This is a genomic window from Pantoea sp. sgz302252, assembly GCF_042610525.1.
In the GTDB taxonomy this organism is placed as follows: Bacteria; Pseudomonadota; Gammaproteobacteria; order Enterobacterales; family Enterobacteriaceae; genus Erwinia.
Window position 1 is genome coordinate 25,662 of record NZ_JBHDVM010000008.1, and the last position, 16,345, is coordinate 42,006.

16 protein-coding genes are annotated in these 16,345 nt (G+C 55.0%); 12 read left to right on the top strand and 4 right to left on the bottom strand.

The window, feature by feature from the left end; translation table 11 throughout:
- Nucleotides 1-527 precede the first annotated feature (527 nt).
- Nucleotides 528-737, top strand: coding sequence for a CsbD family protein (locus tag ACETPC_RS15360; protein WP_336142266.1), 210 nt, complete (start codon nt 528-530; stop codon nt 735-737).
- A 139-nt stretch (nt 738-876) separates the two neighbouring features.
- Here the strand turns inward: ACETPC_RS15360 and zur are convergent, their stop codons facing one another.
- Nucleotides 877-1,392, bottom strand: coding sequence for a zinc uptake transcriptional repressor Zur (zur, locus tag ACETPC_RS15365; RefSeq protein ID WP_380182740.1), 516 nt, complete (start codon nt 1,390-1,392; stop codon nt 877-879).
- A 436-nt stretch (nt 1,393-1,828) separates the two neighbouring features.
- On the opposite strand from zur, the gene ACETPC_RS15370 reads away from it, so the two are divergent.
- The 3 genes from ACETPC_RS15370 (at nt 1,829) to pspG (ending at nt 4,623) form a co-directional block, all read left to right on the top strand.
- Complete coding sequence (locus ACETPC_RS15370) at nt 1,829-3,073, top strand: conjugal transfer protein TraF (RefSeq protein WP_380182741.1); 1,245 nt, start codon at nt 1,829-1,831, stop codon at nt 3,071-3,073.
- A gap of 104 nt (nt 3,074-3,177) precedes the next feature.
- The gene (gene dusA / locus ACETPC_RS15375; protein ID WP_380182743.1) at nt 3,178-4,173 is read left to right on the top strand and encodes a tRNA dihydrouridine(20/20a) synthase DusA; all 996 of its coding nucleotides are present in this window, start codon (nt 3,178-3,180) and stop codon (nt 4,171-4,173) included.
- A 219-nt stretch (nt 4,174-4,392) separates the two neighbouring features.
- Nucleotides 4,393-4,623, top strand: a complete 231-nt coding sequence (gene pspG, locus ACETPC_RS15380; protein WP_380182744.1) for an envelope stress response protein PspG — start codon at nt 4,393-4,395, stop codon at nt 4,621-4,623.
- Nucleotides 4,624-4,880: 257 nt separating this feature from the next.
- Here pspG and ACETPC_RS15385 read toward each other — a convergent pair whose 3' ends face one another.
- Nucleotides 4,881-5,861, bottom strand: coding sequence for a quinone oxidoreductase (locus ACETPC_RS15385; protein WP_380182746.1), 981 nt, complete (start codon nt 5,859-5,861; stop codon nt 4,881-4,883).
- A 92-nt stretch (nt 5,862-5,953) separates the two neighbouring features.
- Between ACETPC_RS15385 and dnaB the strand changes: the two genes are divergently transcribed.
- From dnaB to ACETPC_RS15425, 8 genes are all read left to right on the top strand, one after another.
- Nucleotides 5,954-7,369, top strand: coding sequence for a replicative DNA helicase (gene dnaB, locus ACETPC_RS15390; protein WP_336142283.1), 1,416 nt, complete (start codon nt 5,954-5,956; stop codon nt 7,367-7,369).
- An 82-nt stretch (nt 7,370-7,451) separates the two neighbouring features.
- On the top strand, nt 7,452-7,949 hold the full coding sequence (locus ACETPC_RS15395) for an Lrp/AsnC family transcriptional regulator (RefSeq protein ID WP_380182749.1): 498 nt from the start codon (nt 7,452-7,454) through the stop codon (nt 7,947-7,949).
- 197 nt (nt 7,950-8,146) lie between these two features.
- Nucleotides 8,147-8,761, top strand: a complete 615-nt coding sequence (locus ACETPC_RS15400; protein ID WP_380182751.1) for a YitT family protein — start codon at nt 8,147-8,149, stop codon at nt 8,759-8,761.
- 36 nt (nt 8,762-8,797) lie between these two features.
- Nucleotides 8,798-9,991 carry an amino acid aminotransferase gene (locus ACETPC_RS15405; protein WP_380182753.1) on the top strand — a complete coding sequence of 398 codons (1,194 nt, stop codon included), beginning with the start codon at nt 8,798-8,800 and terminating at the stop codon, nt 9,989-9,991.
- 126 nt (nt 9,992-10,117) lie between these two features.
- Nucleotides 10,118-10,855, top strand: coding sequence for an AzlC family ABC transporter permease (locus ACETPC_RS15410; RefSeq protein WP_380182755.1), 738 nt, complete (start codon nt 10,118-10,120; stop codon nt 10,853-10,855).
- Entirely contained in the window at nt 10,852-11,142 is a 291-nt protein-coding gene (locus ACETPC_RS15415) for an AzlD family protein (protein ID WP_380182757.1), read from the top strand. Before ACETPC_RS15410 ends, ACETPC_RS15415 begins: the two co-directional genes overlap by 4 nt.
- Nucleotides 11,143-11,231: 89 nt before the next feature.
- Nucleotides 11,232-11,648, top strand: a complete 417-nt coding sequence (locus ACETPC_RS15420) for a secondary thiamine-phosphate synthase enzyme YjbQ (RefSeq protein WP_380182759.1) — start codon at nt 11,232-11,234, stop codon at nt 11,646-11,648.
- Between the two features lies 1 nt (nt 11,649).
- Nucleotides 11,650-11,979 (top strand): MmcQ/YjbR family DNA-binding protein, encoded by a 330-nt coding sequence (locus tag ACETPC_RS15425; RefSeq protein ID WP_380182761.1) that lies wholly within the window; start codon nt 11,650-11,652, stop codon nt 11,977-11,979.
- 57 nt (nt 11,980-12,036) lie between these two features.
- Here ACETPC_RS15425 and ACETPC_RS15430 read toward each other — a convergent pair whose 3' ends face one another.
- On the bottom strand, nt 12,037-13,089 hold the full coding sequence (locus ACETPC_RS15430; protein WP_380182763.1) for an NAD(P)-dependent alcohol dehydrogenase: 1,053 nt from the start codon (nt 13,087-13,089) through the stop codon (nt 12,037-12,039).
- A gap of 254 nt (nt 13,090-13,343) precedes the next feature.
- The gene (gene uvrA, locus ACETPC_RS15435; RefSeq protein WP_380182765.1) at nt 13,344-16,175 is read right to left on the bottom strand and encodes an excinuclease ABC subunit UvrA; all 2,832 of its coding nucleotides are present in this window, start codon (nt 16,173-16,175) and stop codon (nt 13,344-13,346) included.
- Nucleotides 16,176-16,345 lie beyond the last annotated feature (170 nt).

Here is a 16,345-nt window from a genome sequence, read left to right on the forward strand (position 1 = left end):
CGTCGGCGTAATCCGTAACGGTAGCTGGCTGTAAACAGCGTATTTTTTGCGCCGTCGTTCTGACGGCGCAACCGCTCAAACTTTCTCCGCACACTACCGGCGCTGTTAAAGGTTTTTTGTTCCTTTGGCCTGATGCCTTTCTGTTTATTGCCGCCTCTTATCAGGTACAGGTCAGTCGTTGCAGGTATTTCGCTGCTTCTCAGCGGGCTGAGACAACGCTTTTATGCTGTTGCGTCCGGTGCAGAGCCTTTTATCAGAAATTTCTGGCATAAAGCCGTTTCTCTGTACGGTTAACCTATATAATTTATTGTTTTTTCTAAAAAATATTTTTACCTGCTCGCGATTTTTTCCGTTAAAAAACCGGCACCGCTTCGCTTTTTCCAGAAAAAGCGAAGCGCCGACGTGCAGATTCGCCATCTTCTACTACAATTATCTGTACGTTACGCACTTGAGCAGCGTTTTATATTGCTGCCAGCGGTTCTGCTGTAACGATAAGCTGTTATCACCTAAGGTTAAGGAGAAACAAGATGAATAAAGACGAAGCCGGCGGTAACTGGAAACAGTTAAAGGGTAAAGTGAAAGAGAAATGGGGCAAGTTGACCGACGACGACATGACGGTCGTGGAAGGTAAACGCGATCAGCTGGTCGGTAAAATTCAGGAGCGTTATGGTTACACCAAAGACCAGGCTGAGAAAGAGCTGGGCGACTGGGAAACCACTAATAAGCACCGTTTCTGATCCGTTAGTATTCGGTATAAACAGGCAAGCCGATCCCTGATACCGAAAAGCTATCAACTGCAAAGGCAGCGCAAACCGCGCTGCCTTTGTTTTTTGGGCTTTTGCCACGCCGCTTAAATTTTCTTTAAGCCTGACGACATTAACGCCCGCGCTTTTTGGTGCCGAGCGTATGATCGTGCTGGCACGCATCCTGATGCTGGCAGGCTTCCACTTCTACGCAGTTGCTGCACAGGCCATGCGCCTCGATCACGCTATTGGTCAGCGCAAAACCGCCGCTATGGGCCAGCGATTTTAAAATTGCCTCGACGCCTTCTGCGTGCTGTTCCGCCACGGCACCACAGCGATCGCATATCAGCATTGCTGACGTATGCGACGGCTCTTCAAAGTGATGACAGACCACATAGCTGTTGGTGGACTCGACGCGGTGCACAAACCCTTGTTCCAGCAGGAAATCCAGCGCCCGATAAACGGTCGGCGGTTTGGCCTGCGGCTCGCTGGCGCGCAATAAATCCAGCAGATCGTAAGCGCTAATCGCCCCGTGATGCTCGCTCATCAGGCGCAGTACCTCCAGACGCTGAGGCGTCAGCCTGACGTTGCGCTGCTGGCAGATAGACTCCGCCTGCGACAGAATTTTTTCAGGACTGTGTATATTCATAAGGCTCCCCAGGCTGGCTTAGAGCGTTATATTATCACAGTGCCGATAAAAACGCCGCGCTTCACGTCGATCCTCCCGCGTTCTCTCTTCCTTTGTCAGCCAGCCGGTCTTGCCTTTACGGCAGCAAACGGCAGACTGCATAAATCTCCGCTTTCATTGATGCCGTTTAAAGCTGGACTTTTTAACGAAGCGGGTGGCGATCCAGAGGATTAGAGCTACATTTAGTTAAATATTCGTAATCAATTCTGCGGCAGGCCTTGAAATATCGGCTATTTTTTGACTCCGGCTAACAGATTAAAAGCCGCGCAATGCGCAGAAAAACCCCGTTAATTTGACTTAATTCCGCGCAATGACTTGCTGCCATTCGGCTCATTATAAGGTCATTCGTACCTGGCGCGCGCTGTCGCCGTCTCTTTTGTTAAAGGGTTAGAGTTAAATGGTCAAAAAATTCAAGCTGAACAGATTCACCCGACCGGCGGTTTTTCCCGTACTGTTTTTGGCTCCGTTAAGCGCTCTGGCCGCGGGCAACTACTATGATGCCCGTAATGATGCAATGGGCGGCACGGGCGTAGCCTCTTCAACCTACGGTACAGCGGTGTTAGCTAACCCGGCGTTGATGACTAAAGCGCAGCCGGAAGATAATGTCAGCATTATTCTGCCAGCCGTGGGTGCTCAGCTGTCGGACAAAAACAAGCTGATTGATAAGGTAGATGACCTGACCGATAGCGTTGACCGCTATCAGGATATCGCCCGGCAGGATCCGATCAGCCTGATTACCAACTATCCGCGCGTTCAGGCGGCAGCGGGCGATCTGGCTAACCAACTGCGTGGCATTAAAGGCAGTAAATCCTGGGCCACGGCGGGCGCGGCTGTTGCCGTTACCGTGCCGAATGAAGTCTTACCTTTTGCTTTTGTGGCAAAAGCTTACGGAACCGCGCACGTTACGGCTGACGTCAGCCAGGGCGATATTGATTATCTCCAGGGCATCGCCGACGGCACACGAGTCCCTCTGCCGGGCGATCAGGATAATTTAACATCTGCAGCGCTGGGGCGCGGCGCCATCGTTTATGATTACGGCATCGCCGTAGCGCATGAGTTCAATATTGCTGGTCATCCGGTTTCGTTCGGTATTACGCCAAAGATTCAGAAAACCTATCTCTATAACTACAGCGCCTCTGTTTATAATTACGACAAGTCGGACTTCACTAAAGGACGTTATAAAAACTCTAATACCGGCTTCAATATGGATGCCGGCGCGGCAACCGATCTCAATGATAACTGGACGCTGGGCGTCAGCGCGCAGAACCTGATTGCCCGTGATATCGATACCCGTGAAGTGAACGGTTATAAAGATACTTACCAAATTCGGCCGGTGGTCACGCCTGGCGTTTCTTTCCATACTGAGCGTCTGACGGCAGCGTTGGATGTGGATGCTACGCCAACCAAGCGCTTTAAAACGGTGGAAGATAGCCAGTATGCGGGCATCGGCGCAGAATATCGCGTGCTGAGCTGGCTACAGCTGCGTGCGGGTTATCGTGCCGATATGAAGTCAAACGACACTAATGTTGCCACCGCTGGTTTTGGTCTCTCGCCGTTTAACAAGGTGCACCTGGATCTGGCCGGAATGCGCGGCAATGACAATACCTGGGGTGCCGTAGCCCAGCTGAACTTTACCTTCTAGTTTTCTTTCGGGCGCAGAACCGCTGCGCCCGCTTAATGATTGGCGTTGGGCGTGTTATCATTGCGCACATTATCGTCATTTGTTAATCAGAGCCCGCGCGTTTTATGACTCAAAATTTACCTGCCCATCGTTTTTCCGTTGCCCCTATGCTGGACTGGACCGACCGCCACTGCCGTTATTTTCATCGGCAGCTGACCGGACAGGCTCTGCTGTATACCGAAATGGTGACCACCGGCGCCATTATTCATGGTAAGGGCGATTATCTGGCCTGGAACCAGCAAGAGCAGCCGGTTGCGTTGCAGCTGGGCGGTAGCGATCCTGCTGCGCTGGCGCAGTGTGCCGAACTGGCGCAGGCACGTGGCTACAACGAAATAAATCTTAACGTCGGCTGCCCTTCAGACCGCGTGCAGAATGGCCGCTTTGGTGCCTGCTTAATGGGCGAGGCGGCGCTGGTGGCGGAGGCCGTTAAGGCAATGCGCGAACGCGTCTCTATTCCGGTCACGGTAAAAACCCGCATCGGCATTGATGAGCAGGATAGCTACGAGTTCCTGTGCGATTTTGTTCGTCAGGTGTCGGAGCAGGGCGGCTGCGAGATGTTTATCATTCATGCCCGTAAAGCCTGGCTTTCAGGGTTGAGCCCAAAAGAAAACCGCGAGATCCCGCCGCTGGATTACGAGCGTGTTTATCAGCTGAAGCGAGATTTTCCGCACCTGACGATGTCCATCAACGGCGGCATCAAGTCGCTGGCAGAAGCCAAAGCGCACTTGCAGCATATGGATGGCGTAATGGTGGGCCGCGAAGCCTATCAGAATCCGGGGATGCTGGCGCAGGTTGACCGCGAGCTGTTTGGCAGCGATTTACCTGCCGTGGATCCGGTAGCGGTGGTGCGCTCAATGTATCCGTATATTGAGAGTGAGCTGGCGAAAGGGACTTACCTGGGGCATATCACTCGTCATATGCTTGGGCTGTTCCAGGGGATTCCAGGCGCGCGGCAGTGGCGTCGCTACCTTAGCGAAAACGCCCATAAGGCTGGTGCGAATGTAGAAACCGTAGAGGCGGCGCTGGCGCTGGTGGCGGATAAGGTGCCGACGGCGGTTTAACTAATAGCGGCAGCGTTGGTACGTCAGCGCCTGCCGCATTGCCCATACTGCTAACAAAGCTTTTTATTTGGTCAACTTCACACCATATTATAAGGATATTGACCAGGTCACGCTCGCCTTGCTTTTACCTTTTTTATGTATTTCATTGCGTTACGTTAAAGGAAACTCTGGCACGTATCTTGTAATAGTGCTGCAGCGTTTTTAATGAGGAGTGCGTTAATGGAAATCTTCTTCGTCCTTGGCTTTTTTGTGATGCTGCTGCTGACCGGCGTTTCTTTGCTGGGGATTATTCTGGCGCTGATCGTGGCCAGCATAGTGATGATGTTCGCTGGTTTACTGGTAGTAGTGATTAAAATGCTGCCGTGGCTGGCGCTGGCCGTTGCTGCGGTATGGATTTATCGCGCATACCGCAAGCCGTCGTCAAAAGCAGAACGTTGGCTGTCTCGCTAATATCAGGGGCTTATCGACAGCTTTGCAAAGCGTAATGCGGCGTCGATCACAACCTGGCAGATCGCATAGACAAATTTGCAATTAAACATATTTTTTACTTATAAATTCTGTCAGGATGATTTCCTGAATTGCCAAATTCATCGCCGCTGACCCTACAAACAGCGCGAACTATAAAAAAGAAAAAAGGGCTTCCTCCGGGAAGCCCTGCTTATTTCTGGCGATCCGCTTCTCTGATGTGGCAAGAGACAGCCGTGCTCTCAGGGGATCAGCAGGCAGGAGCCTTGAGTTGCGCGGCTCTCCAATGCTTTATGCGCCTGCTGCGCGTCCGCTAACGCAAACTTCTGCTGTTCCGGCACTTCCACCTTAATCGCGCCGCTGGCAAGCAGCGAAAAGAGTTCGTTACTGGCGTGGGTTAGCGCATCGGCATTGGTGATATAACCGTTTAGCGAAGGGCGCGTAACGTACAGCGAACCTTTCTGGTTAAGGATAGCCAGATTCACGCCGTTTACCGGGCCAGAAGAGTTGCCGAAGCTAACCATCAGGCCGCGCCTTTGCAAACAATCCAGCGAGGCTTCCCAGGTATCTTTACCCACGGAATCGTAGACCACGCGCACTTTTTTGCCCTGGGTCAGATCCAGCACGCGCTTCGCCACATCTTCTTCCCGATAGTTAATGGTCTGCCAGGCCCCGGCTTCTTTCGCTCTGGCAGCTTTCTCTGCCGAACCAACGGTGCCGATTAGGTGCGCGCCCAGCGCTTTTGCCCACTGGCAGGCAATCAATCCCACGCCGCCAGCCGCCGCCTGAAACAGGAAAGTCTCGTCTGGCTGAATCACATAGGTCTGGCGCAGCAGATAGTGTACGGTCAGCCCCTTCAGGAAAGAGGCGGCCGCCTGTTCAAAGGAGATGCTATCGGGCAGCAGCGCCAGCTTGTCTGCCTGAACGGCGTGATATTCGCTGTAGGCGCCGAGCGCCGATTGCGCATAGACCACGCGATCGCCTGCTTTTAGGGTAGTAACGCCTGCACCCACGCTTCTGACTACGCCAGCCGCTTCCGTTCCCAGCCCTGAAGGCAGCGAAGCCGGATAAAGCCCGCTGCGCACATAGGTATCGATATAATTAATGCCGATGGCTTTGTTCTCCACCACCACTTCACCGGCTGCCGGTTCGGGGATCTCTGCCTCAACCACCTGGATAACTTCCGGGCCGCCGTGCTGGCCGATTTGGATGCGTTTTGCCATGAACACTCCTGTTGGATGCGCTTCATTGAAGGAGGACGAAAGGTCGCCAAACGGGTATACTGGCGCGTCCCCACACAAGGTATTACATCACTATGGCAGGAAATAAACCCACCAACAAATCCAATGAAAACCGTGAGCCGCGCGACCGGCAAATGGAAGGGCTGAAGCTGCCGCCCCATTCGCTGGAAGCGGAGCAGTCCGTGTTGGGCGGTCTGATGCTGGATAACGAGCGCTGGGATAACGTCTCCGAACGCGTGGTGGCGCAGGACTTCTTCAGCCGTCCGCACCGGATGATTTTCAGCGAAATGCAGCGCCTGCTGGAGATGGGCAAGCCGATCGACCTGATTACGCTTTCTGAATCGCTGGAAACCAAAGGCGAGCTGAGCATGGTCGGCGGCTTTGCCTATCTTGCCGAGCTGTCCAAAAATACGCCAAGCGCGGCGAACATCGGCGCCTATGCCGATATCGTACGCGAAAGAGCAGTAGTCCGTGAAATGATCGCGGTGGCGAACGAGATCGCCGATGCCGGTTACGATCCGCAGGGCCGCACCAGCGAAGATCTGTTAGATCTGGCCGAGTCCCGCGTTTTCCAGATTGCGGAAAATCGCGCCAATAAGGATGAAGGCCCAAAGAGCGTCGATCAAATCCTTGAGGCGACGATCTCCAGGATCGAATCGCTGTACCAGACGCCGCACGATGGCGTAACCGGCGTTGATACCGGCTATCAGGATCTGAATAAAAAGACGGCAGGCCTGCAGCGCTCGGATCTGATTATCGTGGCGGCGCGTCCATCGATGGGTAAAACCACTTTTGCGATGAACCTTTGCGAAAACGCAGCGATGCTACAGGATAAACCGGTACTGATCTTTAGTCTGGAGATGCCCGGCGAGCAGCTGATGATGCGTATGCTGGCCTCGCTTTCCCGTGTCGATCAGACGCGTATCCGTACCGGCCAGCTTGATGATGAAGACTGGGCGCGTATTTCCAGCACCATGGGCATTCTGCTGGAAAAGAAAAACATGTTTATTGATGACTCTTCCGGCCTGACGCCAACGGAAGTGCGCTCCCGCGCGCGGCGTATCTTCCGCGAGCATGGCGGTTTAAGCCTGATCATGATCGACTACCTACAGCTGATGCGCGTGCCCTCGCTCTCCGATAACCGTACGCTGGAAATTGCCGAAATCTCCCGCTCGCTTAAGGCGCTGGCGAAAGAGCTACAGGTGCCGGTCGTGGCGCTGTCGCAGCTTAACCGCTCGCTGGAGCAGCGCGCCGATAAACGTCCGGTTAACTCGGATCTGCGTGAATCCGGCTCTATCGAGCAGGATGCCGACCTGATCATGTTTATCTATCGTGACGAGGTCTATCACGAGAACAGCGATCTGAAAGGCATTGCCGAAATTATCTTAGGTAAACAGCGTAACGGCCCAATCGGTACGGTGCGTCTGACCTTTAACGGTCAGTGGTCGCGCTTCGATAACTACGCTGGCCCGCAGTACGACGACGAGTAACCAGCGCAAAATAGTATTGGACAACGCAGCGAAAGATACGGTTATCTGTCTGGCCAGGAAATGATGAGCCGCCGGATGGATAATGACCCAGATCGATGATTATGACCTCAAGATACTGACCCTGCTCGAAAGCAATGGCCGCCTGACCAATCAGGAGCTGAGCGATCTGGTTGGGCTTTCCGCTTCGCAGTGTTCCCGACGCCGTATCAACCTTGAACAGGCCGGTTTAATCCTTGGCTACCATGCGCGGCTGTCGCCGGATGCGGTAGGCCTGGGCATGATCGGCCTGATCGAGGTGCGCTTGATTAACCACACGGCGGAGTATGTCGACAGTTTTCACCGTATGGTGGCGGAGCAGTCGGCTATTCTGGATGCTTATAAAACTACGGGCGACGCCGATTATTTACTGAAGGTCGCCGTCGCCAATCTGCCAGCCTTAAGCGCGCTGATTAGCCAGCTGGTAGCAGGGCACCAAAGCGTATCGCATGTAAAAACCTCGGTCGTGCTGAATCGCCTGAAAGAAAACGGCATGATGACGCCGGGTCAGCCATCGCCCTGTTTTGGGGCAGGCTTGACTTGAAGCAGTGCATAAATTTAGTTTTTATGCGTAAATCTCGCGTAGAAAGACCATGATCCGCGTAATTTGCCTGGTATTATCCGGATTTATGCACAAGTTGCTTTTTTAAAGTTGAGGCTAATCAACCAGTTAACCTACTCGTGAAATAAAGTGGTGCGATTCTTGCTGATAAACAGCTTATTTCCAGGAGAATCAACACCATGGATAACGCCGTTCAGCCCGTTAAAATCCCTCATACGTTAATTGAAGACGCGCTGGCGCTGCTGTTTGGCACGCTGATGGTCTCTTTTGGCGTGATGCTGCTGAAAAGTGCCGGAGCTTTGACCGGCAGTACCGCAGGTATCGCTTTCCTTATCAGCTATAAGACGCCTCTTTCCTTTGGCGTCGCCTTCTTCCTGATTAATTTACCTTTTTACTGGCTGGCGGCACGGCGCATGGGCCGGGCTTTTACGCTGAAAACCTTCTCCGCCGTTGGCCTGGTTTCGCTGTTCAGCCAGCTACATCCGCTGTTTATCCACTTTTCCGCGCTGGATCCCTTTTATGCCACACTGTTCGGTAACGTCATCATGGGGATTGGGTTTATAGTATTGTTCCGGCATAAGGCCAGCCTCGGCGGCATTAATATTCTGGCGCTCTGGCTACAGGATCGTTACGGTATACGCGCCGGAAAGCTGCAAATGGCGGTCGATACCTGCGTGGTGCTGGCCTCGCTGTTTGTGGTGTCGCTGCCGATGCTGGCGGCCTCGATTGCGGGCGCGGTTATTCTTAACCTGATTATCGCCATGAACCATCGTCCCGGCCGTTATTTTGTCTGAGCCGTTCTGACCTACCAATTAATGGAGATTTGCACCGTGTTTCAAAACGTTGATGCCTACGCTGGCGATCCGATCCTTTCCCTGATGGAAACCTACAAGCAGGATACGCGTCCGCACAAGGTAAACCTGAGCATCGGGCTTTACTACGACGGCCAGGGCGTAATCCCACAGCTGAAAGCGGTTGCGGCGGCGGAAGCACGCCTGAATGCGCAGGCGCACGATGCTTCTCTCTATCTGCCAATGGAAGGGCTGCCCGCCTACCGTAGCGCGGTGGCGCCGCTGCTGTTTGGCAAAAATCATCCGATGTTGCAGGCTGGCCGCATCGCCACTATCCAGACAGTCGGCGGATCCGGCGCGCTGAAGGTAGGCGCGGATTTCCTTAAGGCTTATTTCCCAGGCTCGCAGGTTTGGGTCAGCAATCCGACCTGGGAAAACCATATCGCTATTTTCTCCGGCGCGGGTTTCCAGGTGAATACCTATCCGTGGTACGACGATGCGACCAACGGCGTGAAATTTGACGAGCTGATCGCCACGCTGAAAACGCTGCCGCCGCAGAGCATAGTGCTGCTGCATCCCTGCTGCCATAACCCGACCGGCGCGGATCTGACTAATGAACAGTGGGATAACGTTACTTCGGTACTGAAAGAGCGAGATCTGATCCCATTCCTGGATATCGCCTATCAGGGCTTTGGCGAAGGGATGGAAGAGGATGCCTACGCCATTCGCGCTATCGCCGCCGCCGGCCTGCCTGCGCTGGTCAGCAACTCTTTCTCGAAAATTTTCTCGCTATATGGCGAACGCGTCGGTGGCCTCTCTGTAGTCTGCGAAGATACGGAAGAAGCTTCCCGCGTGCTGGGCCAGCTAAAAGCCACCGTGCGCCGTAACTACTCCAGCCCGCCGAACTTTGGTGCCCAGGTCGTTTCCTGCGTGCTGAATGATGAAGAGCTGAAAGCGCAGTGGCTGGCAGAAGTCGAAGCGATGCGCGTGCGTATCTCTACTATGCGCCAGACGCTGGTAGATGCGCTGACTACGGCAATGCCGGGCAAAAATTTCGACTACCTGTTAAAGCAGCGCGGTATGTTCAGCTATACCGGCCTGAGCGCGGCGCAGGTCGATCGTCTGCGCGAAGAGTTTGGTATCTACCTGATTGCCAGCGGCCGTATGTGTGTGGCGGGTCTGAACAACGATAACGTGCATCAGGTCGCTAAAGCTTTTGCGGCAGTAATGTAAGCCTTTCCGGCTGCGGTCAAGGTGACCGCAGTCTGTTTCTCCCGCCTGTCGATAAATTTAACTTAATAATAACAACCTTCCGTCATAAGATTTTTATATACTAAACGGCTCATAAGGAGACCGTTTATGTCCAGCAGCAATACTCAGGCGCTGTCCGCTACCTCATTTTCTGAAGAAGCGTGGCGCGGCATACTCGCTACGCTTCCCATTCTTATCGGCATACTGCCCTTTGGGCTGTTGCTCGGTGCCCAGGCGGCGCAGAAAGGCTTTTCAATATTCGACCTGACGTTGATGACCGGGCTCAATTTTGCGGGCGGGTCGGAGTTTGCGGCCGTGGCGCTATGGAGCTGGCCGCCGCATCTTTTAACCATCCTGATGGTCACGCTGCTGGTTAACAGCCGCCATTTATTGATGGGCGCGGCGCTGGCGCCTTCGCTGGCGCATCTGCCGCCGCGTAAAGCGCTATTGGCGCTTTTCGTGATGTGCGACGAAAGCTGGGCGATGGGTGTCGCAGACGTCGCCCGACGCAAAGCGGCTGGGCTTTATCCTTCGTTCAGCACCGGCTTTTATGCTGGCGTAGCGGGTTCCCTTTGGTTTACCTGGGTTGTTGCAACCGGGGCAGGCGTCGTGGTCGGGCCAATCCTGGGCGATATCACGCGCTGGGGCTTCGATATGGCGTTTCCGGCGGTATTTCTGGTGCTGTTAAAAGGCATGTGGAAGGGTTTTCGTTCCGGCCTGCCATGGCTGGTCAGCCTGGTTTGCGCGGGAACAACTTATCACTACTTTCCCGGTGCAGCCTATGTACCGGTCGGCGCAGCCAGCGGTATTCTCACTATCCTTCTGCTGACCAGGAAAGTTGCATGAGTCTGACCATTCTCACCATCGTGCTGATGGCGGCCACCACCTATCTGACGCGTATCGCTGGCTATCTGATCCTGCGCGACAGAATGCTCAGCGCCCGTACCAAAGCCATACTGGAAGCCGCGCCCGGCTGCGTTTTAATCACGGTTATCGCGCCGCACTTTGTTACTACCAATCCGGCGGATCTGCTGGCGTTAGCCATTTCCCTGCTGGCGGCAATGCGCTTTTCCCTGCTGCCGGTAGTAGCGATTAGCGTGATCGTGACCGCTTTATTACGCTATTTGCTGTAAAGCGGTAACACTCTTTTTGCCGTTTCGGGTTTACCTTTTTGCATCCTGCTGCACACTTAACGGGACGCATTCAGCAAAGGAGCATAACGATGTGGTATCAGCAAACCCTTACCCTGGCCCCAAAATCACGCGGCTTTCATCTGGTTACGGATGAGATTGTCGGAGAATTGCGGCGGCTTGGCGACGTGCAGGTTGGGCTGCTGCACCTGCTGCTGCAGCACACTTCCGCTTCGCTGACGCTGAATGAGAACTGCGATCCCACGGTCAGAAGCGATATGGAGAATCATTTTCTGCGCCAGGTGCCGGAAAAAGCGAATTACGAACATGACTACGAAGGCGCGGACGATATGCCTGCGCATATTAAATCTTCCTCGTTGGGCGTGTCGCTGACGCTACCGATTGGCCGCGGAAAGCTGCTGCTGGGCACCTGGCAGGACATCTGGCTGGGCGAGCATCGCAACCACGGCGGCAGCCGCCGCATTATCGCCACGCTACAGGGGGAATAAGATGAACGTATCGGATCTGTTGTCTTACTGCATGGATAAGCCAGGCGCGGAACAGGTTGTGCATAACGACTGGAAAGCGACGCAGATAAAAGTAGACGACGTAATGTTTGCTATGGTGCACGAGCTTGACGGGCATCCTGCCGTAGCGCTAAAAACAACGCCAGCGCTGGCGGAGCTGCTGCGGGAAAAACATGAGGATGTGGTGCCCAGCGCGCATCTGAATAAAACGCACTGGAGCACCGTACTGCTGGACGGCTCGCTGAAGGATTCGCAAATCTATTATCTGATCGACGCCTCGCTACAGCAGGCGCTGGCTGCCAGAACCGCTTAGCAGTAACGGAAAGGCCTCGCAAAGGCCCGCCAGCGACAGCACGGCGGGCCGGAACGCTTAGCCGCGCAGCGTAGCGATATCAATCACAAAGCGGTACTTCACGTCGCTTTTCAGCATGCGCTCGTAGGCTTCGTTGATCTCGTCCATTTTGATCATCTCAATATCTGAAGTGATATTGTGCTTGCCGCAGAAATCCAGCATCTCCTGCGTCTCTTTGATACCGCCGATCAGCGAACCGGAAATGCTGCGGCGCTTGAAGATCAGGTTAAAAACCTGCGGCGACGGGTGATCGTGCTCCGGCGCGCCGACCAGCGTCATATTGCCATCGCGCTTTAGCAGAGTGATGAACGGGTTCAGGTCGTGCGGTGCCGCTACGGTATTGAGGATAAAATCGAAGCTGTTGGCGTGCTGCGCCATCTGCTCTGGATCTTTAGAAATCACCACTTCGTCGGCACCCAGGCGTTTACCATCTTCGACTTTGGAAGGCGAAGTAGTGAACAGCACAACGTGCGCGCCCATCGCGTGCGCGATTTTCACACCCATATGGCCCAGACCGCCCAGGCCGACGATGCCCACTTTTTTGCCCGGACCAGCACCCCAGTGGCTCAGCGGCGAATAAGTGGTGATACCGGCACAGAGCAGCGGTGCGGCACCAGCAGGATCCAGGTTTTCCGGCACGCGCAGCACGAAATCTTCGTTAACGATAACCTGGGTAGAGTAGCCGCCATAGGTGATGTCGCCAGTTTCGCGGTCTTCACCGTTGTAGGTGCCGGTGAAACCGTTTTCGCAGTACTGCTCCAGATCTTCTTTACAGCTATCGCAGGTACGGCAGGAATCGACCAGACAGCCTACGCCGACTAAATCGCCCACTTTGTATTTATGCGTGTGGCCGCCAACGGCGGTGACGCGGCCAACAATTTCATGGCCCGGTACGACGGGAAAAATGGTGTTTTTCCACTCGTTGCGAGCCTGGTGTAAATCGGAATGGCAGACGCCGCAGTAAAGGATTTCAATCTGGACATCGTGCTCACGCAGTTCGCGCGGCTGATATTCAAAAGGCGCGAGCTTAGCATCGGCGCTTTTGGCGGCATAAGCATGGGTGATATTCATGGACTCTCCTGGTAATGGAATGGCGTTTGCCGAAAGGCCCATTAAGGATAGTGGCGTTGTTCGCGTAGAGGTATGCCGAAACCTGTTTAATTCTTGCCTGATCCTGCAAATATCCGCGCGAAATGACAAAAAATTATCAGGAATAAGAAACTTTTATGGCAGAAGCGAAAGAAAAGGGCGGGAAATGGGAAAGCCCCAGGCGCGGCAGAAGATAAAAAAGCGCGAGCAGAAAGCTGCCCGCGCCCGTAAGCGGATTACTTTTTCGCTAACAGCGGCTTAAGGAAGCGCGCCGTATGCGATTCTTTGCATTCCGCTACCGTTTCCGGCGTGCCGGAGACCAGGATCTGGCCGCCGCCGCTGCCGCCTTCCGGCCCCAGATCCACAATCCAGTCGGCGGTTTTGATCACGTCGAGGTTGTGTTCAATCACCACTATGGTATTGCCCTGATCGCGTAGCTGATGCAGCACGGCCAGCAGCTGCTGGATATCGGCAAAGTGCAGGCCCGTGGTCGGCTCATCCAGAATATAGAGCGTCTGGCCGGTGCCGCGCTTGGACAGCTCGCGGGCCAGCTTGACGCGCTGCGCCTCGCCACCCGAAAGCGTGGTAGCCGACTGGCCCAGACGGATATAGGACAGCCCCACATCCATCAGCGTTTGCAGCTTACGCGCCAGCGCAGGCACCGCATCGAAGAACTCGCGCGCTTCTTCGATGGTCATTTCCAGCACCTGGTGAATGCTTTTGCCTTTGTATTTAATCTCCAGCGTCTCGCGGTTATAGCGCTTGCCTTTACACTGGTCGCACGGCACGTAAATATCCGGCAGGAAGTGCATCTCTACCTTGATAACGCCATCGCCCTGACAGGCTTCGCAACGGCCGCCGCGCACGTTAAAGCTGAAACGGCCTGGCGTGTAGCCGCGCGTACGTGACTCTGGCACGCCGGCAAACAGCTCGCGCACCGGCGTAAAAATGCCGGTATAGGTCGCCGGGTTGGAGCGCGGTGTACGGCCGATCGGGCTTTGATCGATATCGATAACCTTATCGAAATGCTCCATGCCGGTGACTTCGCGATACGGCGCAGGCTCGGCGATGGTTGCGCCGTTTAGCTGGCGCTGCGCGATAGGAAACAGCGTATCGTTGATCAGCGTCGATTTACCGGAGCCAGAGACGCCGGTAATGCAGCTAAACAGGCCAACCGGCAACGTCAGCGTCACGTCCTTGAGGTTGTTGCCTTTCGCACCGCTCAGTCTCAGCACCTTGCTGGCATCCGCCTTCACGCGCTCTTCCGGCACCTGAATGCCGCGCTCGCCGCTAAGGTACTGGCCGGTCAGCGACTCCTGCACCGCCATGATATCGTTGACCGTGCCTTCCGCCACAACCTGGCCGCCGTGCACGCCCGCGCCCGGACCGATATCAATGACGTGATCTGCGGCACGGATAGCGTCTTCATCATGCTCGACCACAATCACGGTATTGCCCAGGTCGCGCAGGTGCACCAGCGTCTCCAGCAGGCGCTCGTTATCGCGCTGGTGCAGGCCGATAGACGGCTCATCCAGCACGTACATCACGCCCACCAGACCGGCGCCGATCTGGCTGGCAAGGCGAATACGCTGCGCCTCGCCACCCGACAGCGTCTCTGCGGAGCGGGACATCGACAGATAGTTCAGGCCAACGTTAACCAGGAACTTCAGGCGGTCGCCGATCTCTTTTAATACCTTCTCGGCGATTTTCGCGCGCTGGCCGCTCAGCTTCATGTTCTGGAAAAACTCCATCGCATGGCCGATGCTCATATCAGAGATAGTCGGCAGCGTGGTGTTCTCGACATAGACGTGGCGCGCTTCTCGACGCAGGCGCGTGCCCTCGCAGGTTGCACAGGCGCGGTTGCTGATAAACTTTGCCAGATCCTCGCGCACCGCGTTGGATTCTGTCTCTTTATAGCGGCGCTCCATATTATGCAGCACGCCTTCAAACGGATGGCGGCGCACCGAGGTATCGCCGCGATCGTTAATATATTTGAACTCGATGCTCTCTTTGCCGGAGCCGTACAGAATGATCTTGCGGGCCTTGTCGCTCAGCGAGTCAAACGGCGCTTCGACATCAAATTTAAGGTGCTCGGCCAGCGAGCGCAGCATCTGGAAATAATAAAAGTTGCGGCGATCCCAGCCGCGGATTGCGCCGCCAGCCAGCGACAGTTCCGGGTTCTGCACTACGCGATCCGGATCGAAATATTGCTGTACGCCCAGACCGTCGCAGGTTGGGCAGGCACCTGCCGGATTGTTGAACGAGAACAGGCGCGGTTCCAGTTCCGTCATGCTGTAGCCGCAGATTGGGCAGGCGAAGTTAGCGGAGAAGATCAGCTCTTCCGCCTGTTCATCGTCCATATCGGCGATAACGGCGGTGCCGCCGGAAAGCTCCAGCGCGGTCTCAAAGGATTCCGCCAGGCGCTGTTTGAGATCTTCGCGCACCTTGAAGCGATCCACTACCACTTCGATGGTGTGCTTCTTTTGCAGCTCCAGCTTCGGCGGATCGGAGAGATCGCAGACCTCGCCATCGATGCGCGCGCGGATATAGCCCTGCGAAGCCAGGTTCTCCAGCGTTTTTGTGTGCTCGCCCTTACGCTCTTTGACGATGGGCGCCAGCAGCATCAGACGGCGGCCTTCCGGCTCCGACAACACGTTATCCACCATCTGGCTGACCGTCTGCGCCGCCAGCGTGACGTCGTGATCCGGACAGCGCGGCTCGCCGACGCGGGCAAACAGCAGGCGCAGGTAGTCGTGGATCTCGGTGATGGTGCCGACCGTGGAGCGCGGGTTGTGCGAAGTTGATTTTTGCTCGATCGAAATCGCTGGCGAAAGCCCCTCGATATGATCGACATCTGGCTTTTCCATCAGCGACAGAAACTGGCGCGCGTAGGCGGAAAGGGATTCCACATAGCGGCGCTGACCCTCGGCATAAAGCGTATCAAACGCCAGCGAGGATTTTCCCGATCCCGACAGGCCGGTGACGACGATCAGTTTGTCGCGAGGGATGGTCAGGTTGATATTCTTGAGATTGTGGGTGCGGGCACCCCGTACTTCTATCTTATCCATTCACGCTTCCCGGGTTAACACGGACTCCACCATGCCTGCCCGGCACGGCCAGAATTAAGCCTGTTAGTATGGCACAAAAAAACCTGAATGGATATACAGTGTTTGTGTGTATAATAGGCAATATGATGCTGGCGTAGCCAGCGGCAGGCGCAGATTTTGCGATCCCGCTC